The sequence below is a fragment of the Bacillus sp. RO1 genome, from assembly GCF_012524115.1.
Classification (GTDB): Bacteria; Bacillota; Bacilli; order Bacillales; family Bacillaceae_I; genus Sutcliffiella_A.
The window spans coordinates 1-21,402 of sequence record NZ_JAAZWB010000058.1 but is presented as its reverse complement, the minus strand read 5'-3'; the positions used below and the strand labels follow the sequence as shown (position 1 = coordinate 21,402).

Genomic DNA, 21,402 nt, shown 5'->3' with positions numbered 1-21,402 from the left:
AGGTAGAGGGAAGTCTTCATCATCGTTATGAGGACCTTGGTGGCGAAGAATTAGGTGGAGAGAAGTCTTCATCATCGTTATGAGGACCTTAGTGGGAAGGAATTAGGTAGAGAGAAGTCTTCATCGTCGTTATGAGGACCTTAGTGTGGAAGAATTAGGTGGAGAGAAGTCCTCATCGCCGTTATGAAGACCTTAGTGGGGAAGAATTAGGTAGAGAGAAGTCTTCATCATCGTTATGGAGACCTTGGTGGGAAGGAATTAGGTAGAGAGAAGTCTTCATCGCCGCTATGAGGACCTAAGTAGTTGGAAATTAAGTAGAGAGAAGTCTTCACAGCTGTTGTCCTCTATTATAAGTTAAGCGAACCTCACCATCTGTCTGTGTCTATAATTGAATATGTTCAATATATCTTTGTCGAAGAAAGAAGATTATTTTATTTAGGTTAAAGTTCGAGTCCAAGTCATATTTGTGCTACAATGATATTGGTCAATTACACAAAGTGGCATATAGTATTAGAGAGTAAATAAAGAGAGGAAGAACATTTATGATCAGCCTCCAAAGTAGTAAAGTATTAGGAGCAACTATCAAAGATTTAATTATTCCAGCCGAACGGGTGGCACATGTACAAGTAAAAAACAATTTAGAACACGCATTATTGGTTCTGACTAAAACAGGTTATACAGCTGTGCCTGTTCTAGATCCTAAATATAGGTTGCATGGTCTTGTCAGCACTACCCACATTATGGATTCTATCCTGGGCTTAGAACGAATTGAATTTGATAAACTTGAACATATGATTGTCGAAGATGTCATGAATAAAGAGCTTCCTTGTTTAAATGTAACGGACACTGTGGAGAAAGGTTTGGAGCTATTAGTGGACCATCCTTTTGTCTGTGTGCAAGATGAAGACGATGTGTTTGAAGGTATCCTCACACGACGTACAATCCTAGACAGATTGAATACACATTTTCAAATAAATGAAACAGAAAAAGACCCGGAAGCATAGGGTCTTTTTTTGATTACAGTTGAAGGTTGCATTAATTTTGTTAAAGGGTACAATTTACATAGAGTCACGAAATATATATACGTAAAGAAAATTTCAAGTGTCACACACGAGAGAGAAGGGAAAGAAATGGGAACTGCAACGCTCGAGAGGCAAGAAGTGAAACAAGCCTCACCAAACAAAACAAAAAAGCCATTCGTGTTAGCAGCCATCATGCTTGCAATGTTCATGGCAGCCATCGAAGCGACCATTGTGTCCACAGCCATGCCTGCAATTGCTGCAGATCTTGGAGGATTCTCTTTATACAGTTGGGTATTCTCTTCCTATTTATTAATGAATGCCGTAACCGTCTTGATATACGGCAAACTATCGGATTTGTTTGGAAGAAAGCCAATACTTACATTTGGAATCATTGTCTTTTTAATTGGGTCTTTATTGTGTGGAATGGCTACTTCCATTGAAATGTTAATCATTTTCCGATTTATTCAAGGTTTCGGAGCAGGAGCCGTTATGCCCATTGCTTCGACTATTGTGGGGGATATGTACACAAAAGAGGAAAGGGCAAAAATTCAAGGGTATTTATCGAGTGTATGGGGTATTTCAGCAATCTTAGGACCTGCTATTGGCGGGTTGCTTGTTCAGTATGTTAGCTGGAGGTTTGTATTCTGGGTAAATATCCCTTTAGGAATATTAGCCATTATCGGTCTTTATCTTTTTCTACATGAAGGAGTGGAAAAGAAGAAACACTCCATTGATTATGCAGGTGCGGGATTGTTATTTGTATCTGTTAGTTCATTCATGCTTGTCATGGTGGAAGGTGGTGTAAGATGGGAGTGGATGTCGGCTCCTGTATTTAGTCTTATAGCCGTCTCAGCAATAGCCTTTATATTCTTTATTGTTCAAGAAAAGAGAGCGAAGGATCCGATGATGCCGTTTGATATTTGGCAGGAACGGTCCATACTGATTGCTAATACTACATCATTGACCACAGGAGTCATGTTAATAGGTATTTCTAGTTTTTTACCAGCCTTTGTTCAAGGTGTTATGGAAAGGCCGCCGATTGTTGCTGGTTTCACCTTGACCACCATGTCCATTGGTTGGCCGATTGCAGCAATGATAGCTGGGAGACTCCTGTTGAAAATTGGTTTTCGCACCACTTCCATTATAGGTGGAGTTGCCTTGATACTGGGAAGCATCATTTTCATGACCTTAAGCCCTGATGATGGACCAGTCTGGGCCGCTTTTGGTTCCTTCATGATTGGAGTGGGGATGGGCTTTTCGACAACTGCCTTCATTGTCTCTATACAAAGCACAGTTCCTTGGCAAAAACGAGGAGTAGCAACCGCATCCAATATGTTTATGAGAACACTGGGAAGTACAATTGGAGCTGCACTTTTAGGTGGAATATTGAATTCTAGAATACAGGAGCATTTAAAGGGAAATGGAGCTTTGGAAGAGTTTTCTTTAGATTCTACGACACTACTTCTAAATGAAGAGCAACGCAATCAGCTTTCAGAATCCATGAGAGTGTTGCTTCAGGATGGTTTAACATCCGCACTTCAGACGGTTTATCTTGTTGTTGCAGGATTTGCTGTTATCAGCTTCATCTTAATATTGCTTTTGCCTAAGAAAAGTTAAGAAAAGCGCTAGCTCTTAAGTTTATTATTAAGAGCTAGCGCTTTTTCGTTGCTAATAAATAATTTTAAAGAATAAGTAGACGATGAGAAAAATAGAAAAAGTGCTAAGTATCTTCTGCCACGGTAGAAAAGCCAGCCTGTTGGCTAGTTTTATTGCAGTTTGTGCACCTAAAAAAGAGCCTAACCCCAACGCCACCCCAACCTTCCAATCAAAATACCCCATGGAGAAGTAAACAATAAATGACACGAAACAGCTTGCGAAAGTTTGTAGCCTGGTGAGCCCGATACTGGTTAAAAAAGAATGACCTGCAGTTAAGAAAGAATGCATAAGCAGCGTGGCTTGACCTGGACCGAATAGTCCATCGAAGGCACCAATTCCTAAATAAGTTGGATAAAACAGCGGGGAAGGCGTGTCATTGTTATCATTTCGCTTTATCTTGGACTTTACGATATTAAGAATGGTGGCAATGACCAATAAAGCCAAAGCTACCTTAAGCAAAATCTCCTCTGTAAGAAAGGAGGCTAACAAAGCACCTGTGATTCCTCCAGTGATGGTAAATGGCACAATGGATAATCCCAGTTTCAAGTTTACTTGTTTCTTTTTCCAAATCGAATAGAAGCTAGTAAACGAACTGAAAGAATTAGAAAATTTATTGGATGCAATCGCAGTGTGAATAGGCACTCCTAATAGCAGCATAGACGGTAAATTAATCAGCCCTCCTCCGCCTCCGAGAGTTCCTATAAATGTGGCGATAAAGCCGATTAATGTCAGATAGTAGTATGGTGTTTCCATGTTGTCACCTTCTTTCAACAATATCAAGTCTTTCTCCTTCATTTTATGCGCTTAAAAGTCATAATGAAATAACATTAAAATTAAGATATACTATAAGAAAAACTTATATTGAGGGTAGTGTATGAATACATCAGAATTTCAAATTTTATCTGTATTGGCAAAAGAAAAAAATATGAGAAAAGCTTCTGAACGATTGTTTGTTTCCCAGCCGGCCTTGTCCCAGCGCTTGCAATCCATTGAAAAAAATTGGAATACCAAAATTTTTATCAGAACGCAAAAAGGATTACTGATAACACCTGCTGGTGAAAAAATTGTGGAATTTGCTGAAGAGGTATTGGCAAAAGAAGCAAAGGTAAGAGAAGAAATTACTTCACTGGATAAAGAAATCTACGGTACATTAAAGATTGCTGTGGCCACCATCATAGGGCAATATTGGCTTCCGAAAGTATTAAAAAGGTTTATTCAAAAGTATCCAAATGCTAAAGTCTCTCTTGTGACAGGGTGGAGCAGTGATATTGTAAAAAGTTTATATGAAGATGAAGTACATTTGGGGATTATCCGTGGAAACCCAGAATGGAAAGGGGTAAAGAAGCATCTGCTTAGAGACAAGCTCTACCTAGTCGATACAGAAATAAAAGAGCTTTCTGAACTGGAACTTACGGAACGACCTTTTATCCAATTTAAGAGTGATTCTACCTATTATCAAGAAATTCAAGTTTGGTGGCATAAAAAATTTCAGGCTCCACCAAAGCGGACGATAGTGGTAGATCAAATAGAGACTTGTAAACAGATGGCGTTGAATGGTATTGGGTATGCCATCCTGCCGTCCATCACATTACAGGATGATTATGATAAGATCAAAAAAATTCCACTAGAAGAGGATGAAGTATCTAACCTGCACCGAGATACGTGGTTAATTGGATATGAGTCCTCCTTTAATTTAAAACAGGTGGAGGCATTTCTAGAAGTATTAGAGGAATATCATCATGGAGGAATATAACTGTTGAGATAATATTGGATTATATTTAAAAGAAATAGTAATATAAAACTTTGAGATACTAGACTTAATAATAAGGTGGAGCACTTTTATGGAATGGAAAAATATTTTTCGCGGAATGTTAATGGGTATCAGTGATGTAATACCTGGTGTAAGCGGTGGGACGATTGCTTTTATTCTAGGGATTTACGACCGTCTTATTGAATCGATAAGCGGAATTTTCAGCAGAGAATGGTTAAAACACCTTAAGTTTCTAATTCCTCTAGGGATCGGTATTGTGGGTGCCTTGCTTATTTTCAGTCATCTACTCGATTACTTGTTACATACCTATCCACAACCGACTATGTTTTTGTTTTTAGGATTAATCATCGGAGTTCTACCATTACTAGCGAAAGAATCTGACATGTTTCAAACATTTACGAAACGTCACTATCTGGCTCTGATTCTCTCATTCGCATTAGTTGGTTCCATGGCATTTTTACAGGAATCTACAAGACCTGTGATAGAGACACTTACTGTTGGTTCAGCAATCAGTCTGTTTTTTGCTGGTTGGATTGCTAGTATGACGATGCTGCTGCCTGGTATCAGCGGCTCGATGGTATTATTGATTCTTGGCTTCTATACTACAGCAATTGCAGCACTGAAGGATATTAACATCCCTATTATTCTCACGATAGGTGCAGGAGTTGCTGTTGGTTTTATCATTTCCAGTAAACTAATCAAATACGTGTTAGAGCATTACCCTAAAATAACATTTGCCTCGGTCATTGGCCTTGTGATGGGGTCGACTTTAATTGTATTCCCGGGCTTTTCACAAAGCATGCTTACAAACGTAATCAGCATCATTACCTTCATCATTGGATTAATAGTAGTTCAATTCATCGCACGGACAAATGAAAAAATGGTTGCCAAAAGAGAGACTGAATAGGTCTCTTTTTTTCATAAGGATTAGAGTATATATGGTACTGTTAATTTCCGTTCCAGGCGCTTCGCTTGCCTGCGGGCGGTCCGTGAGCCTCCTCGGCTTGCGCCTGCGGGGTCTCGCTTGTCCCTTCCTCCCGCGGGCGTCTACGCGCCTTCCACTCCAATCAACTAGGTAATCTCTTTCATCCAAGGTTAAAGGAAAAGAAACTAACCAGAATAGCTGAAAAAGTAGTAACCTTTAATACTTTTGAATCCTAGCTGTGGATTGGAGCAAATGGCGGAGACTCCTCGAAAATGCTACGCATTTTCTTCGTGCGATGAATCGCTGCCGATGCCTTCCTTGCCCTGAGGGAGATAGCGCTAGGTGGAGAACCCCACAGGCGAAGCCGAGGAGGCTCCAACAGTGCCCCTAGGAAAGCGAAGCCATTTGCGGAAAGAAACAGCGGCGTTAAACTAATGACTAAAGTTTTCACTTTTATAGAGCTGGGCTGTTTTGTCCGGATATTCTTTATTTATCAAAAATGTATAATTTTTTTACTTGTCACACTTTTCGTTGTTTGATAGAGTAAAGGGATAAAGACTTATTGTTTTAGGAGGAATTACATAATGAAAATGATGAACGCAAACGAGATTATTTCTTTTATTCAAAACAGTACAAAATCCACACCTGTTAAGGTTTATGTGAAAGGTGATGTAGAAGGGATCAACTTTGGTGCTTCTTCAAAAACTTTCTTAAATGACAATAGCGGAGTCGTATTCGGCGAGTGGGCTGAAATTGAAGTGGCTCTTAAAGAAAACGAAGCAAAAATTGAAGACTATGTGGTAGAAAACGATCGACGCAACTCTGCCATTCCTCTTCTTGATATGAAGGGTGTCAAAGCTCGTATTGAGCCAGGCGCAATCATCCGTGATCAAGTGGAAATCGGAGACAATGCTGTTATCATGATGGGTGCTTCCATCAATATCGGTTCCGTAATTGGGGAAGGTACAATGATTGATATGAACGTAGTACTTGGTGGACGAGCAACAGTCGGAAAGAACTGCCACATTGGTGCGGGAACTGTTCTTGCTGGTGTGATTGAGCCACCATCTGCTAAGCCTGTTGTCATTGAAGACGATGTTGTAATTGGAGCTAATGCAGTAGTATTAGAAGGTGTAACGGTAGGAAAAGGTGCAGTTGTTGCTGCGGGAGCCATTGTTATTGATGATGTGGCACCATACACAGTGGTTGCTGGAACACCTGCAAGAAAAATTAAAGATATTGATGAAAAAACGAAGTCTAAAACGGAAATTAAACAAGAACTTCGTCAATTATAATATAGAAGAAACAAAAAAGGCGTGGGTGCTTAACTCCACGTCTTTTTCTTAGAAAGAGAGGAATCGTCGTGTCGAATCTAATCAATCCCTTTATACAAATAAGAAGAGACTTACATCAAATTCCGGAAAAGGGATTCCAAGAAGTAAAAACACAAGGATATTTGCTTCATTATATACAAAGCCTTCCACAGGACCATATTGAAGTAAAAACATGGGAAACTGGAATATTTGTAAGAGTACAAGGAACTAATCCCTCTAAAACAATTGGTTACAGAGCGGACATTGATGGCTTGCCAATAGAAGAAGAAACAGATTTATCGTTTCCTTCTTCACATGAGGGAATGATGCATGCATGCGGTCATGATATGCATATGAGTATTGCCCTGGGAATCCTAACTCATTTTTCTCAGAATCCTGCATCGGATAACCTCCTGTTTATGTTTCAACCAGCAGAAGAGGGACCAGGTGGTGCTTTGCCAATGATACAATCGGAAATCTTCAAGGCTTGGAAACCGGATATGATTGTAGCACTACATATCGCACCGGAGTATCCAGTCGGTACCATTGCTACGAAACAGGGACTTCTTTTTGCTAATACTTCCGAACTTTTTGTCGACTTAAAGGGACGGGGAGGCCATGCAGCTTATCCTCACCAAACAAACGATATGGTGGTTGCCGCGTGTTCACTTGTTACACAATTACAGACAGTTATTGCCCGTAATGTAGATCCACTTGACAGTGCCGTCATTACAATTGGAAAAATAACAGGCGGAACCGTTCAAAACATCATTGCGGAGCGCGCAAGACTAGAAGGGACGGTTCGTACCCTGTCAGTAGAAAGTATGAAAAAAGTTAAAGAGCGGATAGAAGCTCTCGTTCACGGGGTGGAAGTGGGGTATAACTGCCAAACAACCATTGATTACGGAAGCATGTACCATCAGGTGGACAATGATCCAGCTCTTACAGAAGAGTTTATGCTGTATGTATCGGAAAACACCAATGTTCGCGTCATAGAATGTAAAGAGGCGATGACGGGAGAAGATTACGGATACATGATTGAGAACATCCCTGGGTTTATGTTCTGGTTAGGAGCAGAATCCCCATATGGCCTTCATCATTCAAAACTAAATCCTAATGAAGATGCGATTGGTGTAGCTATTAGCACCATTATTTCTTATTTCAATTTTAAAGCAAACTGACATTTTTATTTTCCTCATTGTATAATTTGGCGTTTGCAAGCCAAATTAACAAAGAGGAGGTGGATTACATATGCCAAAAATCGGTGTAGAACAATCCTTAACAGATGTTCAACAAGCGTTGCAACAAAAAGGATACGATGTTGTTCAATTAACGAATGAAAACGACGCAAAAGGTTGTGACTGTTGCGTAGTAACGGGAATCGACAATAATGTAATGGGTATCTCCAATAGTGTCACTGCTGGTTCTGTAATTGAAGCAAGCGGACTGACAGCTGATCAGATTTGCCAACAGGTGGAAAGCAGAATAAACCACTAAAAAAGGAGCCGAGATGGCTCTTTTTTAGTGGTGGAATGAGGTATGTGGCGACGGTCTAGTTAAGTGCGTACGGTGGATGCCTTGGAGTTTTATGGGGTGAAAAATTAAAAAAAAGTGTATTTATGAGGGAAAATGACTCTATTTTTGTTGAAAAAATATGGTTCGGACATTTCCCATCGGTCTTCAGACATTTAATGGGGGAAGATTGATGAGCTTCGGTCAATATTTCAGAGAGTTCGGTCAACTTTTACCTATGGTTCGGTCAAACAGTTTTGAGGTTCGGTCAATTTTGGCAAAACTTCGGACAAATTCGCAAAATATTCGGTCAATTTTGTTAAAACTTCGGTCAACTTGGCAATATCTTTGGACATTTAGCATTTCCAGCCACACAAAAAGTAAACCAAGCAACCAAGCAACCAAGCAACAGACCAGACACAAAACTATCACAAATCCTCCATCACATTTCAACATCAGAACAAAAAGAAAGTCCAGAGTATCCACTCTAGACTTCCCAAAAAACTATTCTTTCTTCTCAATATAAACTTGATGTGGAAACGGAATTTCAATGCCATTTGCATCAAGTGCTTCTTTAAGTGTTTTACGTAATTTACGCTCTACAGCCCATTGTTGCATGTTTTCCGTTTTTGCGATGATTCGGATAACAACATCTGAAGCTCCAAGACCTTGAACACCCACTACATTAGGGCCTTCAATAATTGTTTCATCTTCAGAAGCAACCTGTTCACACACACGCTGCAACACTTCAATTGCGTGGTCAATATTATCATCATAGGAGATGCCGATATCAACCAATGCTCTCATATTTCCGCGAGAATGGTTAGTCAAATTGGAAATCTCACGGTTTGGTACATAATGCAATGAACCATCAAAATCTCTAATTTTTGTCGTGCGTAAACCAACTTCTTCTACAATGCCTGAAAAACCAGCAGTTGTAACATAATCATCTACATCTACTTGTTTTTCTAGTAAAAGGAAGAAGCCTGTTACAACGTCACTGACAATTCCTTGCGCCCCAAAACCAATAGCAAGACCTACAACCCCTGCCCCCGCTAAAATAGCAGTTGTTTCCACGGCAAATACATTTTCTAGTACCATTATGACAAGGAAAAAGATTAATGCATATGTAAAAATGTTAACTGTCAGCTTTTCCAGTGTTTTTGCCCTTCCAGGTGAAATACCCTGTTTTTCAGAAGCTCTAGCAAATGCACGTGTGATAATCTTGGTCCCAATTGATTTTACTATTGCATATACGATAAGGATAACAACAAGTTTTAAAACAAGAATACCTAATGCAGTTAAAATTGCGTAGAAATCAATGTCAGATAAGTCAAATACCATTTAAAAAATACTCCCTTCCTATTAATAATGTATGCCCTAATATCGCATTATAAAGTATTCGTTTATGAAAACCAAATGATTTACAGAAAACGATTGGATTAAGCTTATTATTTTGTTCTCAAAGGAAAGAATGGTAGTATAAGATGTGAGAAAAAATTCCCATTTATTATCATTGCTTATAAGGGGAATACCAACAAGGTGAATTTGGATTTTGAAATATTTACATCTAATTCCTTATTTAAATTAATTATCATTTAACATTGACTAAAAATAAAGAGTGATTTATAATAGTTGATGTTGATTAAATAACTAAATGAGAAATTTTTATTAATTTTCTCATTTGAAATTACAACTTGGAGGGATTTACAAATGGCAGAACGCATGGTAGGTAAACAAGCTCCACGTTTTGAAATGGACGCTGTATTACCAAACAAAGAATTTGGAAAAGTAAGCTTAGAAGAGAACATGAAAAACGATAAGTGGACAGTACTTTTCTTCTATCCAATGGATTTCACGTTCGTTTGCCCGACTGAAATCACTGCAATGTCTGATCGTTACGAAGAGTTCGAAGACTTAGATGCAGAAATCATTGGAGTATCCACTGATACTATCCACACTCACTTAGCATGGATCAACACAGATCGCAAAGACAACGGTCTTGGCGAATTAAGATATCCTTTAGCTGCTGACACAAACCACGTTGTATCTCGTGACTACGGCGTTCTTATTGAAGACGAAGGTATCGCGCTACGTGGATTATACATCATCAGCCCAGAAGGCGAACTTCAATACCAAACAGTATTCCATAACAACATCGGCCGCGATGTAGAAGAAACACTACGTGTTCTTCAAGCATTACAAACTGGTGGACTTTGCCCAGCTAACTGGAAGCCTGGACAAGCTACATTATAATTTGATCCAACCTAGAATAAGGTCTAACGGTTTTCGTTAGGCCTTTTCTTTGCACTACATAGTAATTTAATAGGAGGTTTTTAGTATGAAATTGAGATCCCCAATGCCTGAGTTGACAGGTGCGACGGAATGGTTGAATGGTCAGGTAACAAAAGAAGAGCTAATTGGAGAAAAGCCAACGCTTATCCATTTCTGGTCTGTTAGCTGCCATTTATGTAAAGAAGCAATGCCGCAAGTAAATGAGTTTCGCGATAATTACAAGGATAAGCTGAATGTAATTGCTGTACACATGCCACGATCTGAGGACGACTTGAACTTAGATTCCATCAAAAAGACGGCAAGTGAGCATGATATTACACAGCCGATTTTCGTGGACAGCGAACATAAGTTGACGGATGCCTTTGAAAATCAATATGTTCCTGCTTATTATGTATTTGATGCAGAAGGCAATCTTCGTCATTTCCAAGCTGGAGGAAGCGGAATGAAGATGCTAGAAAAACGTGTAAACCGCGTTTTAGGTGAAATGGAAAAATAGAATATTGATACTAAAAGGATTACCATTTTTGGTGGTCCTTTTTTTGCATAATAATTCTACTCGAGGCTCCTCTTTCATATACTCTAAAGTTGTTCATTTTTCTCCGACTAAAGATGTAGAAAACATCCGTCTTCGTGACTCTTACCATGTCTTAAGTAACCTAATAAAATAATAGTATAAATAATTTAAATTTTTCCAAAAAAGACTGGATAAATATTTCGAAACTCGATATATTAGATACTATCTTATATTTTCCAGCATGAGTTAACAAAGGGAGGGAATACATGTGGAGACTTTTAAGAAGCTTAAAGAGTTTTATTGGCCTTATCGCAAAAATTTCTATATTTCATTGATATTTTTGCTTTTAGTAACGGTCATCACTGTCATTTATCCTGTAATCTTACAGGTTACCATTGATGAAGTTATTGAAAAACAACAATTTGAATACGTACCATATATAGCGCTCGGATTCATTGGACTCATGGCCTTAAAGGGGTTATTTACGTATTTCAATCAATTTTTAGGCGACCTATTTGGAATACGTTCTGTGTATCGCTTAAGAAATGAGCTGTATGAAAAACTGCAATTCTTACCGTTTCGTTATTATGATAATGCCAAGACAGGTGACTTAATGTCTAGGCTGACAGCGGATGTTGAGGGATTCAGGTTTTTCCTATCATTTGGATTTGCCGAATTAATTAGGTTTGTCCTGCTAGTGACTATAAGTCTAGGTTTGATGTTCTATTACTCGGTGGCCTTAACTTTTGTCACGTTGTTGGCTATGCCTTTTCTTGCGTTTGTCACGTATCGCTTTGATAAAAGAGTTCACCCTGCATTCCGTGGAATTCGTAAATCATTCGGGAAATTGAATACGAATGTACAAGAGAACATCAGTGGGATCAACACGGTAAAATCTTTATCACGTGAAGATTATCAAATCAATAAGTTCAATAATTCCAATGTGGACTACAAAGAAAAATATATAACCACTTCTAATGTCTGGGCGAAGTTTTTTCCACTGATGGAATTCATCGGGAATGCCTGTGTGGTAGGTCTTCTTGGATTTGGAGGTTATTTAGTAATTACAGGCCAATTATCAGAAGGAAAACTTGTGGCATTCTTCAGCTTGGTCTGGTACATTGTCTGGCCGATTGCTAACCTAGGCTTTGTAATTAATCAGTTCTCACAAGCAAAGGCTTCTGGTGAACGATTATTGGAGATTTTAGAAGCAGAAGAAGATATTCAAGATGCACCGGATGCAAAAGATGCACCAAATCTAAATGGGCATGTGACGTTTGAAGATGTTACCTTCCGTTATCCAAATGAAGATAAAACGGCACTTGAAAATGTATCCTTTGATGCACCTCCTGGTAAGCAGATTGGGTTGATTGGTGCGACAGGTTCAGGGAAAACAAGTATCACTCAACTTATCACAAGGTTTTACGAGCCACAATCTGGCCGTATTTTAATTGATGGAGAAGAAGTAAATAAATACTCACTGTATTCACTTAGAAATCAAATCGGATTTGTGTTGCAGGAGTCCTTCTTATTTTCTTCCACTATTAAATCAAATATTGCTTACGGACGACCGAATGCTTCTATGGAAGAAATCGTTCGAGCTGCGAAGATGGCACAGGCGCATGATTTTATCATGGAACTTCCTGACGGCTACGACACAATGCTTGGAGAGCGTGGAATGGGACTTTCTGGCGGTCAGAAACAACGTATTGCCATCGCTCGTGCATTGATTCTAGATCCAAGTATTTTAGTGCTAGATGACGCAACAAGTGCAGTGGATATGCAGACTGAGTTTAATATTCAAAGAGAACTAAAGGCTGCTTTGGCGGGCAGAACAACTTTTATCATCGCGCACCGTATTTCCTCACTTAAACACGCCGATGAGATACTCGTGTTAGAAGAAGGAAAAGTAGTGGAGCGCGGTACACATGACGAGCTTGTCCAAAAAAATGGGGCATATCGAAGAATTTATGATATCCAGTACAAGGATCAAAAAACGGTTTTGGAAGCTCAGACTAACTGAAGGCAGGTGAAACAGAATGCGCAAAAAACAAAAAATCGAACTGAACGATAATGTGAAAAAGAGATTCTACTACTCTACTGATAATGCAATTGAAAAGCCCTTTAACTGGCAACAGATGTGGCGGCTGTTTTCTTATATGAAACCCTATTCAAAAACATTGCTACCATTGGCTGTTATTACGATGTTAATTGCAACAGCTGTAAGGCTAGCAATCCCAATCATCATTGGTAAATACTTATATGATGTTGCCATCAAGCAAAAAGACATGGATATGCTTATCCAACTAGCTGTGATTGTTTCCGTGTTATATGTCATATCCTATGTGGCGAATGCATTGAGGATACGTTGGATGAATATGCTCGGTCAAAACGTCATTTATGATTTAAGAAAACATTTGTTCACACATGTTCAAGGACTTTCCCATCGCTTTTTCGATCAACGATCCGCTGGGTCCATCCTTGTTCGGATCATGAATGATATTAATTCCTTGCAAGAATTGTTCACTAACGGCGTAATCAATTTGCTTATGGACTTTATTTTACTAATTGGTATCGTAGTGATTCTATTTACATTGAGTCCTGAATTGGCTACAGCAATATTAATTATTTTACCAATCATGTTTTTCATCTCCACAAGCTTGCGTAGGAAAATCAGGAGGGCGTGGCAGGATGTACGTATCAAGCAAGCGATGCTTAACTCTCATCTGAATGAAAGTATACAAGGGGTCCGTGTTACTCAATCCTTCACACAAGAAAGAGAGAACATGGGGTTCTTTGACCGTATTAATACCGAAAACTTTGAGTCTTGGAAAAATGCAACGAGACAGAATGCCATTTTCCGTCCGTTCGTTGAAATGACAAATGCTGTTGGTACCGCCATCCTTATTTGGTACGGAGCCTACTTAATTCAACAAAGTTTAACAGGCGGCACAAGTACGTTAACTGTCGGTGTATTCATTTCCTTTGCTTTTTACTTAGGGATGTTCTGGGAGCCTATCTCAAGGTTGGGTCAGCTATATAACATGCTGCTTGTGGGGATGGCTTCTTCTGAACGTATCTTTGAATTCCTCGATGAAAAACCAATTGTAGATGAGAAAGACAATGCCGTTCAGTTGGATTCCATTAACGGAGAGATAGAATTTAAGAATGTAGAATTCTCCTATGACAGTAAACGTACCGCTTTGAACCGCATTTCATTGAAGATGGAAGCCGGCCAAACGGTGGCATTGGTTGGTCATACCGGATCTGGGAAAACAACGATTGCCAACTTGATTTCACGTTTCTATGATGCAACTGCTGGAGAAGTGAAGATTGACGGACATAACATTCGTGACATCTCTCTTCAAAGCCTGCGGTCCCAAATCAGTGTAGTATTGCAGGATACCTTTATTTTCTCTGGAACCATCAATGATAATATCCGCTTTGGTAGACCTACTGCAACTGTTGAAGAAGTAAGAGCAGCTGCTGAGGCAGTTGGTGCGAATGAGTTCATCGAACGTCTGAAAAATGGATATGAAACAGAAGTGGAGGAAAGAGGAAATGTTCTCTCAGTCGGGGAAAGGCAATTGATTTCCTTCGCCCGTGCTTTGTTAGCAGACCCTAGCATCATTATATTAGATGAAGCAACTGCTAGTATTGATACGGAAACGGAAGTGAAGATCCAGACAGCCCTTAAACAGCTTTTGAAAGGCCGTACCGCTATCATTATCGCTCACCGTCTTTCTACTATTCGGGAAGCAGATAACATCATCGTCCTTGATCATGGGAATATTATGGAGCAGGGGAATCATGATAAGCTGATGGAGCACGGCGGCATTTATTATCATTTAGTTAAAGCACAGTTTACGATGCAGGACGTGAGCTGAGAATAAGAAAAGACATCGGTTTTTGGGCCGATGTCTTTTTTGTGGACGCAATTACTTAATGTTGGATGTCGGAATGCACATAGAGGGAATTAATCAAAAAACGGGGGAGATTATTCAAAAAAGTGGTTGAATTAGTGAAAAAACCTCTCCAATTATTCAAAAAAGCAGTTCAATTTATCAAGAATCCATATATTTCCACTGAACAAACTTCATTGTGGAATAATATGAAAAACCTCTATAACTCACTCCAACTAGTGCCCACTACCATACTATAATGTGATCACCGATACTCAAGCTTTTCATTAATATAGCAGACAAACAGAAAAATTGGGGCAAGGACAGCAATCAGAACTACAATATTGACATCCATTCACTCATTCTCCTTTCTGTTGCGCTGATAACTCATTCAATCTCTCTAATGCATCCTCTTTTTCAAAAGAGCTGTACCACCGGAAATCCATTTCGTCAAGAATTCTATAATGCTGACTGATGACGTTTTGCTGAAGGCGAAATGCCCCTTGCATTTTTATTTCTTTCCACCATACTTTTCCGCCCATTGTCTTATCCTTTGGTGCATCTATTTTCTCGTGTGCTATCGTTTCGATAACTTCTAATGGATCAGCACCCAGAACGGAGGATAATACTTGGCTTTCCCGGAATAAGGCACATGTAGCTGCGCAAACGGTCCAGCCAGCTGTGGTTCGGCCTTTCTCAATTTGTACTAAGGTCTTTTTGGAGATTCCCAACACTTCCGCCATCCTGTCTTGTGTATAATTATGTTCCGTTCGGATAAGCTTAAGTTTATTTGATATTAAAGAGATAGCTTCGTCTTGATTCATCATTGGGTGCCAAATGCTCCTTTTTTATAATATATGTGTAATTTTACACTTTATTAAGAGGGAGTTCAATAATTTTCTGAAAATTACCCTGTAGAAAATCATATTCAACTTAAGAAAAGGTAAGATTATGGTACAATAGTATTTATATATACCAGAGTAAATGGGGGAAGCAAGGTTGAAAAGAAAAGAGTTTGCCGTTATTGGTTTAGGTCGTTTTGGGGGAAGTATGGTACAGGCTTTGAGTGACGAGGGAGTAGAGGTTCTTGCGATTGATAATGACGAGGAGAAAGTGAACCAGTTTGCTAATATAGCATCACATGCAGTGGTTGGCGATACTACGGATGAGGCGGTGCTCAAGAGTATCGGTATCCGTAATTTTGATCATGTAATCGTTGCCATTGGTGACAATATTCAAGCAAGCATCTTAACCACCCTGATATTAAAGGAACTAGGAGTTAAGCATATTACGGTCAAGGCGACCAATGATTATCATGAAAAGGTATTAAGTCGTATTGGTGCCGATCAAGTGGTTCATCCGGAGCGTGATATGGGAAGACGTATTGCCCACAACATTGTGTCAAATAACGTTTTGGATTATCTGGAGCTGTCTGATGAGCATAGTATCGTAGAGATCGTTGCTAGTAGACGTCTGGATGGAAACACGTTGATTGATTTGGATATTCGAGCTAAATACGGAATTAACATAGTTGCAATCAAGCGGGGAAGGGATATTATTGTCTCGCCTCAAGCCACTGATCCTATTAAACAAGGGGATATTCTGATTGTTATTGGAGCAGATACGGATATTACACGTTTTGAGAAGAATGTGGTGGAGGATTAGAAGTAGATTAGTGTGGACCAGTGAGGGGGAGACCTTGCTGGTTTTTTTTATTGGCGAACTTATTTCGATTTCCGAATTGTTAGAATAACCTATAAGAAAGTCATAATGACGCTCAAAAATGTCACAATCAACATGTGAAAAGTTACAATAACCCTCCGAAAAGTTACAATAATTTCAGACTTGCCTCAAAAGCCCACCATGAGGGTGAAGAGTCCACCGAAATGGAGCCTCATACCGTCCAGAATTACCATATCCAACGAAAAAACTCCCCCAAACCAAAAAGTCTGGGGGAGTTCCTTAAAATGTTTCACCTCAAAATCAAACTTCCATAATAATAGGAAGAATCATCGGACGGCGTTTTGTTTTCTCGTATAAGAACGGAGCAAGCGTGTCCGTTATTTCATTCTTGATTTCAGACCATTGTGTCGTACGGCGTTCCATGATCTTGTTCAGATGCTTGGAAATCAAGGATTGCGCGTCATTGATTAAGTCACCGGACTCTCTCATGTATACAAATCCACGTGAGATGATATCTGGACCGGAAGCGATGCGGAAATCCTTCATGTTAATGCTTACTACAACAACCACTAGACCTTCTTCAGAAAGGATGCGGCGGTCACGAAGTACGATGTTTCCGATATCACCAATACCATTTCCGTCAATGTAAACATTTCCGGATGGTATTTTACCTGCTACAGAAGCTTCATCTTCGCTAAGTGCTAGAACTTCACCGTTGTCCATGATAAAGCAGTTCTCTTCAGGTACTCCACAATCAATCGCAAGCTGTTTGTGAGTAATCTGCATGCGGTATTCACCGTGAATTGGCATGAAATATTTTGGCTTGATCAAGCGAAGCATAAGCTTTTGTTCTTGCTGTCCACCATGACCAGAAGTATGGATGTCACTTAATGAACCGTGGATGACATCAGCTCCTGCGCGGAACAACATGTTGATGGTACGGTTTACACTTAGTGTGTTTCCTGGGATAGGAGAGGATGAGAATACAACCGTGTCTCCAGGAATGATTTGAATCTGGCGGTGTGTTCCGTTGGCAATTCTGGAAAGAGCGGCCATAGGTTCACCTTGGCTTCCGGTACAAAGGATAGTGACTTTGTTTGCCGGCATGCGGTTAATTTGATTGGTTTCGATAAATGTATCTTTAGGTGCTTGGATATATCCGAGCTCTTGACCAATATTAATTGCTGCTTCCATGCTGCGTCCGAAGACTGCGACTTTTCTACCGTGAGCTACAGCAGCTTCCACTACTTGTTGCAGACGGTGAATATTGGATGCGAATGTAGCGAAAATCACTCGGCCATCCACTTTGCGGAAGATGTCTTGAATGCTTTCTCCTACACGGCGTTCTGACATGGTGAAGTCAGGAATTTCGCTGTTTGTGCTGTCAGATAATAGGCAAAGGACGCCTTCTTTTCCAATTTCGGCCATTTTTGTTAAGTTTGCAGGCTCTCCAACTGGAGTAAAGTCAAACTTGAAATCACCAGTGTGAACAATATTCCCCTGAGGTGTTTTGACAACCACACCGTAAGAATCAGGGATACTGTGAGTGGTGCGGAAGAATGTCACGGACGTTTTACGGAACTTGATGATGTCATCTTCCTGGATTTCAATTAGTTTTGCTTTACGCAGAAGACCATGTTCTTCTAGTTTGTTTTTGATTAGACCAAGTGCAAGCTTGCCGCCATATACCGGAATGTCTACTTCACGAAGAAGGTAAGGAATTCCGCCGATATGGTCTTCGTGACCGTGAGTAACGAAAAGGCCTTTAATTTTTTCTTGGTTCTTTACTAAATACGTATAATCTGGAATAACATAATCGATTCCTAGTAGTTCGTCTTCAGGAAATTTGATTCCGGCATCAATTAAGATGATTTCATCTTGAAATTGAACAGCATAGGTGTTTTTCCCGATCTCACCCAGCCCGCCTAAAGCGAAGACCGCTGCTTGATTGTTTTTAACAAATTTCATTGTCTATCATATCTCCAATACTTTAAAGTTTTCGGATTGCTTTTCATACTCATAGAAATCCCCGGATACAGGCTGGATAAATTCTATGTTATATGGCTTGTCCTTTAATTTTCTGCGAACTTCGAATACTGCAGATGCTTCCACATAAAGAGATTCCGTTTTTTCTCTTACAGGTGCTTCAGCTACATCTTCTTGATAATACACTTTAAATAACATTGCTATCTCTCCTTAAAAAATCTGTCTGGTCCTTCGCCTCTCCTTAGGCAGTAAGGGAAAGAGCCAGTATATATAGTTATTTTATGTAAGGGAAAAAGGCGGAAGTGTCCGTCGACCCACTATCTTGCGTCAAGCTCCAATGCTTTTTTCCTTACAAAAAGACAACGCGAGTTTTAATAATGCTTCCTAGTAATATCCTTATAGCATAACCGGTCATTGGCTAAAAAGCCATTATTACCCTATATTATATACGATACATCATGAAATTTCATGTTTTTCCCGAAAAGAAGTGCTTTTCTATTTTCTCCAATTGAGAGGGATTAGAAACAGAGGGAGAACAAATTCATGGATAAATAATATGTAAGAGCCCTCCAGTGTAAGGAGGACTCATGAAAGGCAAGGACTAGGCAATTGTTTTTCGTTTAAGAATGTTGTTCATTCTACGCAGTATCTTTTTTCTAAGTCTTCTTAGCATAAGCGTTTCACTCCTTGTACTTTAGGTACGATCTGTTTGTTAGTTGTTAATATGCGTCAAACAGAGTAAATAGTTGCTGGTAAATATACGAAATTTCAGTACATGAGGAAATGGCTTTCACATTAAAACAATATACGTAGAATTTAGTATGGTTAACCTCAGAGTAACATATAAATGGTCTATTGGGAATAAGGCCTTTAGTCGACTTTCGTAACAACCGAAGCTAAGGATAAATTTTCATTGACAGTAAACGTTTTCTTCGTGTAGGTTAAAATAAATATTTATTTCGTTACCCTAAAATTAAGGTGGTAAGTTGGATGAAGCGACTGTATGCAGCATTATTTACGTTAAGTTTGATTTGGGGCATGTCTTTTCTATTTATAAAATTGCTTGTAGTGGATTTAGGTGTTTGGGGAGTTGTGTTTTGGAGGTGTATGTTTGGGGCGGGAACGCTTTTGATTTTACTTCTTATACAGAATAAATTAAAACTACTGCGTAACCTTCCAATACTGCCCATTATTTTTATAGCACTATTAAATAATGCTCTTCCTTGGGCACTTATTGCTGTTAGTGAAACATCTATAAGTAGCAGTCTGGCTTCGGTTGTTAATGCTACGACACCAATTTGGACGATTCTGATCGGCTTTTCCATCTTTTCTAGCAAAATGGAAAAAATGCAATGGATTGGTGTAAGCGTAGGTTTTATGGGAATTGTTGTTTTATTGGAATTAAATATTCTCCAATTGTTTCATGATAATCTTCTGGGGGTAGGAACGATGTTGGGTGCTACCATTTGCTATGGTTTTGGTGCACATCTTAGCAAGAAACATTTGCTAAACACGCCTATCACCGTTATTTCCTTTAGTACGCTAGCAGTCGCTGGGATCTTGTCCGGGATTATGATGGCATTTGTGCAACCATCCGGCTTTCTAGCAATAGGTAGCACTTCTATTATTGTATCTTTGATCGGTTTAGGGGTTTTCGGATCAGGTGTAGCATATCTTCTATATTATTACATGGTTAAGGAAGGTAGTGCAGAGTTTGCATCCCTTGTCACATATATCGTGCCGATAACAGCCATGTTATGGGGTAGCCTACTATTGGGTGAAAAAATAACCCCTCATATGCTTTTTGGTTTGATTCTAATCTTTAGTGGTGTATATTTATCTTCGTATAAAACGAAAGCAAAAAAACAAAAAGTGATAAAAAATGTCACAGTCTAAAGAAGTAAGGTGATAAAAATGGAAAAGAAAATAGTGTTTTTTGATATAGATGGTACCCTGCTGAACCATCAAAAAGAATTGCCTGCCTCTACTAAAAAGGCTATAAAAGAACTGAAGGAACAAGGAGTGTATGTGGCAATTGCAACAGGAAGGGCTCCGTTTATGTTTGCGGACCTACGCAAAGAATTGGACATTGATACTTTTGTCAGCTTTAACGGCCAATATGTGGTGTTTGAAGGAGAAGTTATTTATAAAAACCCTTTAAATATAGAGAAATTGCATTTGTTACGTCAAAATTCCGAAAAAGTGTCACATCCATTAGTGTATTTAAATCATGAAACGATGAAGGCAAATGTAGAAAATCATCCGTTTATTAATCAAAGCATGGGAAGCTTAAAGTTTGTTCACCCCGAGTATGGTCCAAGTTTCCTTGATGAAACGGAGATCTATCAAGCTTTATTATTCATAGAAGATGAGCATCAGCAAAGCTATGTGGAAGCTTACAAGGATTTTGATTTCATCCGTTGGCACCAATACTCAACTGACATCCTGCCAAAAGGTGGATCGAAAGCAATCGGGATTCAGAAGATGCTGGAGAGATTGCCGTTTAAGAAAGAAAATGTCTATGCTTTTGGAGATGGATTAAATGATGTCGAAATGATTGATTACGTAGGAACAGGGGTTGCGATGGGAAATGCGCATCCTGAATTAGTGAAAGTAGCAAACCATGTAACAAAAGATGTGGGGGAAGACGGAATTCTTCACGGTCTTGAGCTAGTTGGCTTACTCAAACAAAAAATACGTTAAGTAAAAGAAGAGGCTGGGACAAAAGTGTTTTAGTCTAAATAAAACCCGAACTAATTTAAAATCTTAAATTAGTTCGGGTCTTTTTTCGTTTAAAAGATACATTTATTTTTTGGGTTGCAC

19 protein-coding genes are annotated in these 21,402 nt (G+C 39.2%); 14 read left to right on the top strand and 5 right to left on the bottom strand.

All coding sequences use genetic code 11. The annotated features are described in order from the left end of the window. Positions 1 to 542 precede the first annotated feature (542 nt). Both cbpB and HC179_RS07255 read left to right on the top strand, forming a co-directional pair. Positions 543 to 1,004: a cyclic-di-AMP-binding protein CbpB gene (gene cbpB, locus HC179_RS07260; RefSeq protein ID WP_168863732.1), complete on the top strand. Its 462-nt coding sequence runs from the start codon at positions 543 to 545 to the stop codon at positions 1,002 to 1,004. A gap of 126 nt (positions 1,005 to 1,130) precedes the next feature. Continuing rightward, on the top strand, positions 1,131 to 2,639 hold the full coding sequence (locus tag HC179_RS07255; RefSeq protein WP_168863731.1) for an MDR family MFS transporter: 1,509 nt from the start codon (positions 1,131 to 1,133) through the stop codon (positions 2,637 to 2,639). 51 nt (positions 2,640 to 2,690) lie between these two features. On the opposite strand, the gene HC179_RS07250 is transcribed toward HC179_RS07255, so the two are convergent. After that, positions 2,691 to 3,458 carry a sulfite exporter TauE/SafE family protein gene (locus tag HC179_RS07250; protein WP_168863730.1) on the bottom strand — a complete coding sequence of 256 codons (768 nt, stop codon included), beginning with the start codon at positions 3,456 to 3,458 and terminating at the stop codon, positions 2,691 to 2,693. A gap of 94 nt (positions 3,459 to 3,552) precedes the next feature. Between HC179_RS07250 and HC179_RS07245 the strand changes: the two genes are divergently transcribed. From HC179_RS07245 to HC179_RS07225, 5 genes are all read left to right on the top strand, one after another. Beyond that, complete coding sequence (locus HC179_RS07245; protein ID WP_168863729.1) at positions 3,553 to 4,431, top strand: LysR family transcriptional regulator; 879 nt, start codon at positions 3,553 to 3,555, stop codon at positions 4,429 to 4,431. An 88-nt stretch (positions 4,432 to 4,519) separates the two neighbouring features. Beyond that, the gene (locus tag HC179_RS07240) at positions 4,520 to 5,356 is read left to right on the top strand and encodes a DUF368 domain-containing protein (protein WP_168863728.1); all 837 of its coding nucleotides are present in this window, start codon (positions 4,520 to 4,522) and stop codon (positions 5,354 to 5,356) included. A 602-nt stretch (positions 5,357 to 5,958) separates the two neighbouring features. Then, positions 5,959 to 6,669, top strand: coding sequence for a 2,3,4,5-tetrahydropyridine-2,6-dicarboxylate N-acetyltransferase (gene dapD / locus HC179_RS07235; RefSeq protein ID WP_168863727.1), 711 nt, complete (start codon positions 5,959 to 5,961; stop codon positions 6,667 to 6,669). A 68-nt stretch (positions 6,670 to 6,737) separates the two neighbouring features. Continuing rightward, the gene (locus HC179_RS07230; protein ID WP_168863726.1) at positions 6,738 to 7,868 is read left to right on the top strand and encodes an amidohydrolase; all 1,131 of its coding nucleotides are present in this window, start codon (positions 6,738 to 6,740) and stop codon (positions 7,866 to 7,868) included. 70 nt (positions 7,869 to 7,938) lie between these two features. After that, positions 7,939 to 8,184: a YkuS family protein gene (locus tag HC179_RS07225; RefSeq protein WP_060666077.1), complete on the top strand. Its 246-nt coding sequence runs from the start codon at positions 7,939 to 7,941 to the stop codon at positions 8,182 to 8,184. A 519-nt stretch (positions 8,185 to 8,703) separates the two neighbouring features. On the opposite strand, the gene HC179_RS07220 is transcribed toward HC179_RS07225, so the two are convergent. Continuing rightward, positions 8,704 to 9,543: a mechanosensitive ion channel family protein gene (locus tag HC179_RS07220; protein WP_168863725.1), complete on the bottom strand. Its 840-nt coding sequence runs from the start codon at positions 9,541 to 9,543 to the stop codon at positions 8,704 to 8,706. A 369-nt stretch (positions 9,544 to 9,912) separates the two neighbouring features. Between HC179_RS07220 and HC179_RS07215 the strand changes: the two genes are divergently transcribed. The 4 genes from HC179_RS07215 to HC179_RS07200 all read left to right on the top strand — a co-directional run bounded on the left by HC179_RS07215 (position 9,913) and on the right by HC179_RS07200 (position 14,895). Further along, positions 9,913 to 10,455 (top strand): peroxiredoxin, encoded by a 543-nt coding sequence (locus HC179_RS07215; RefSeq protein WP_010192747.1) that lies wholly within the window; start codon positions 9,913 to 9,915, stop codon positions 10,453 to 10,455. An 85-nt stretch (positions 10,456 to 10,540) separates the two neighbouring features. Continuing rightward, positions 10,541 to 10,990, top strand: a complete 450-nt coding sequence (locus HC179_RS07210) for a TlpA family protein disulfide reductase (RefSeq protein ID WP_168863724.1) — start codon at positions 10,541 to 10,543, stop codon at positions 10,988 to 10,990. A 286-nt stretch (positions 10,991 to 11,276) separates the two neighbouring features. Continuing rightward, positions 11,277 to 13,031 (top strand): ABC transporter transmembrane domain-containing protein, encoded by a 1,755-nt coding sequence (locus tag HC179_RS07205; protein ID WP_168863723.1) that lies wholly within the window; start codon positions 11,277 to 11,279, stop codon positions 13,029 to 13,031. A 16-nt stretch (positions 13,032 to 13,047) separates the two neighbouring features. Next, positions 13,048 to 14,895 carry an ABC transporter ATP-binding protein gene (locus tag HC179_RS07200; protein ID WP_168863722.1) on the top strand — a complete coding sequence of 616 codons (1,848 nt, stop codon included), beginning with the start codon at positions 13,048 to 13,050 and terminating at the stop codon, positions 14,893 to 14,895. Positions 14,896 to 15,269: 374 nt separating this feature from the next. Here HC179_RS07200 and HC179_RS07195 read toward each other — a convergent pair whose 3' ends face one another. Continuing rightward, positions 15,270 to 15,734 (bottom strand): helix-turn-helix transcriptional regulator, encoded by a 465-nt coding sequence (locus tag HC179_RS07195; protein WP_168863733.1) that lies wholly within the window; start codon positions 15,732 to 15,734, stop codon positions 15,270 to 15,272. Between the two features lie 160 nt (positions 15,735 to 15,894). Between HC179_RS07195 and HC179_RS07190 the strand changes: the two genes are divergently transcribed. Beyond that, a complete protein-coding gene (locus tag HC179_RS07190) occupies positions 15,895 to 16,575 on the top strand; it encodes a potassium channel family protein (protein WP_168863721.1) in 681 nt (226 codons plus the stop codon). Between the two features lie 318 nt (positions 16,576 to 16,893). Here the strand turns inward: HC179_RS07190 and rnjA are convergent, their stop codons facing one another. Together rnjA and HC179_RS07180 are read right to left on the bottom strand one after the other, a co-directional pair. Then, entirely contained in the window at positions 16,894 to 18,561 is a 1,668-nt protein-coding gene (gene rnjA, locus HC179_RS07185) for a ribonuclease J1 (protein WP_010192757.1), read from the bottom strand. Between the two features lie 6 nt (positions 18,562 to 18,567). Further along, complete coding sequence (locus tag HC179_RS07180; protein WP_148986676.1) at positions 18,568 to 18,777, bottom strand: DNA-dependent RNA polymerase subunit epsilon; 210 nt, start codon at positions 18,775 to 18,777, stop codon at positions 18,568 to 18,570. A gap of 792 nt (positions 18,778 to 19,569) precedes the next feature. On the opposite strand from HC179_RS07180, the gene HC179_RS07175 reads away from it, so the two are divergent. Continuing rightward, the gene (locus HC179_RS07175; protein WP_168863720.1) at positions 19,570 to 20,475 is read left to right on the top strand and encodes a DMT family transporter; all 906 of its coding nucleotides are present in this window, start codon (positions 19,570 to 19,572) and stop codon (positions 20,473 to 20,475) included. Between the two features lie 18 nt (positions 20,476 to 20,493). Beyond that, positions 20,494 to 21,282 carry a Cof-type HAD-IIB family hydrolase gene (locus HC179_RS07170; RefSeq protein WP_168863719.1) on the top strand — a complete coding sequence of 263 codons (789 nt, stop codon included), beginning with the start codon at positions 20,494 to 20,496 and terminating at the stop codon, positions 21,280 to 21,282. The last annotated feature ends 120 nt before the right edge of the window (positions 21,283 to 21,402 follow it).

What these genes read in the sequence shown, in the direction of transcription:
- HC179_RS07180 (WP_148986676.1), bottom strand. Translation starts at nt 18,777, where the DNA reads ATGTTATTTAAAGTGTATTATCAAGAAGATGTAGCTGAAGCACCTGTA.
- cbpB (WP_168863732.1), top strand. Translation starts at nt 543, where the DNA reads ATGATCAGCCTCCAAAGTAGTAAAGTATTAGGAGCAACTATCAAAGAT.
- HC179_RS07190 (WP_168863721.1), top strand. Translation starts at nt 15,895, where the DNA reads ATGGGGGAAGCAAGGTTGAAAAGAAAAGAGTTTGCCGTTATTGGTTTA.
- rnjA (WP_010192757.1), bottom strand. Translation starts at nt 18,561, where the DNA reads ATGAAATTTGTTAAAAACAATCAAGCAGCGGTCTTCGCTTTAGGCGGG.
- HC179_RS07240 (WP_168863728.1), top strand. Translation starts at nt 4,520, where the DNA reads ATGGAATGGAAAAATATTTTTCGCGGAATGTTAATGGGTATCAGTGAT.
- dapD (WP_168863727.1), top strand. Translation starts at nt 5,959, where the DNA reads ATGAAAATGATGAACGCAAACGAGATTATTTCTTTTATTCAAAACAGT.
- HC179_RS07225 (WP_060666077.1), top strand. Translation starts at nt 7,939, where the DNA reads ATGCCAAAAATCGGTGTAGAACAATCCTTAACAGATGTTCAACAAGCG.
- HC179_RS07175 (WP_168863720.1), top strand. Translation starts at nt 19,570, where the DNA reads ATGAAGCGACTGTATGCAGCATTATTTACGTTAAGTTTGATTTGGGGC.
- HC179_RS07200 (WP_168863722.1), top strand. Translation starts at nt 13,048, where the DNA reads ATGCGCAAAAAACAAAAAATCGAACTGAACGATAATGTGAAAAAGAGA.
- HC179_RS07245 (WP_168863729.1), top strand. Translation starts at nt 3,553, where the DNA reads ATGAATACATCAGAATTTCAAATTTTATCTGTATTGGCAAAAGAAAAA.
- HC179_RS07255 (WP_168863731.1), top strand. Translation starts at nt 1,131, where the DNA reads ATGGGAACTGCAACGCTCGAGAGGCAAGAAGTGAAACAAGCCTCACCA.
- HC179_RS07170 (WP_168863719.1), top strand. Translation starts at nt 20,494, where the DNA reads ATGGAAAAGAAAATAGTGTTTTTTGATATAGATGGTACCCTGCTGAAC.
- HC179_RS07215 (WP_010192747.1), top strand. Translation starts at nt 9,913, where the DNA reads ATGGCAGAACGCATGGTAGGTAAACAAGCTCCACGTTTTGAAATGGAC.
- HC179_RS07195 (WP_168863733.1), bottom strand. Translation starts at nt 15,734, where the DNA reads ATGAATCAAGACGAAGCTATCTCTTTAATATCAAATAAACTTAAGCTT.
- HC179_RS07220 (WP_168863725.1), bottom strand. Translation starts at nt 9,543, where the DNA reads ATGGTATTTGACTTATCTGACATTGATTTCTACGCAATTTTAACTGCA.
- HC179_RS07210 (WP_168863724.1), top strand. Translation starts at nt 10,541, where the DNA reads ATGAAATTGAGATCCCCAATGCCTGAGTTGACAGGTGCGACGGAATGG.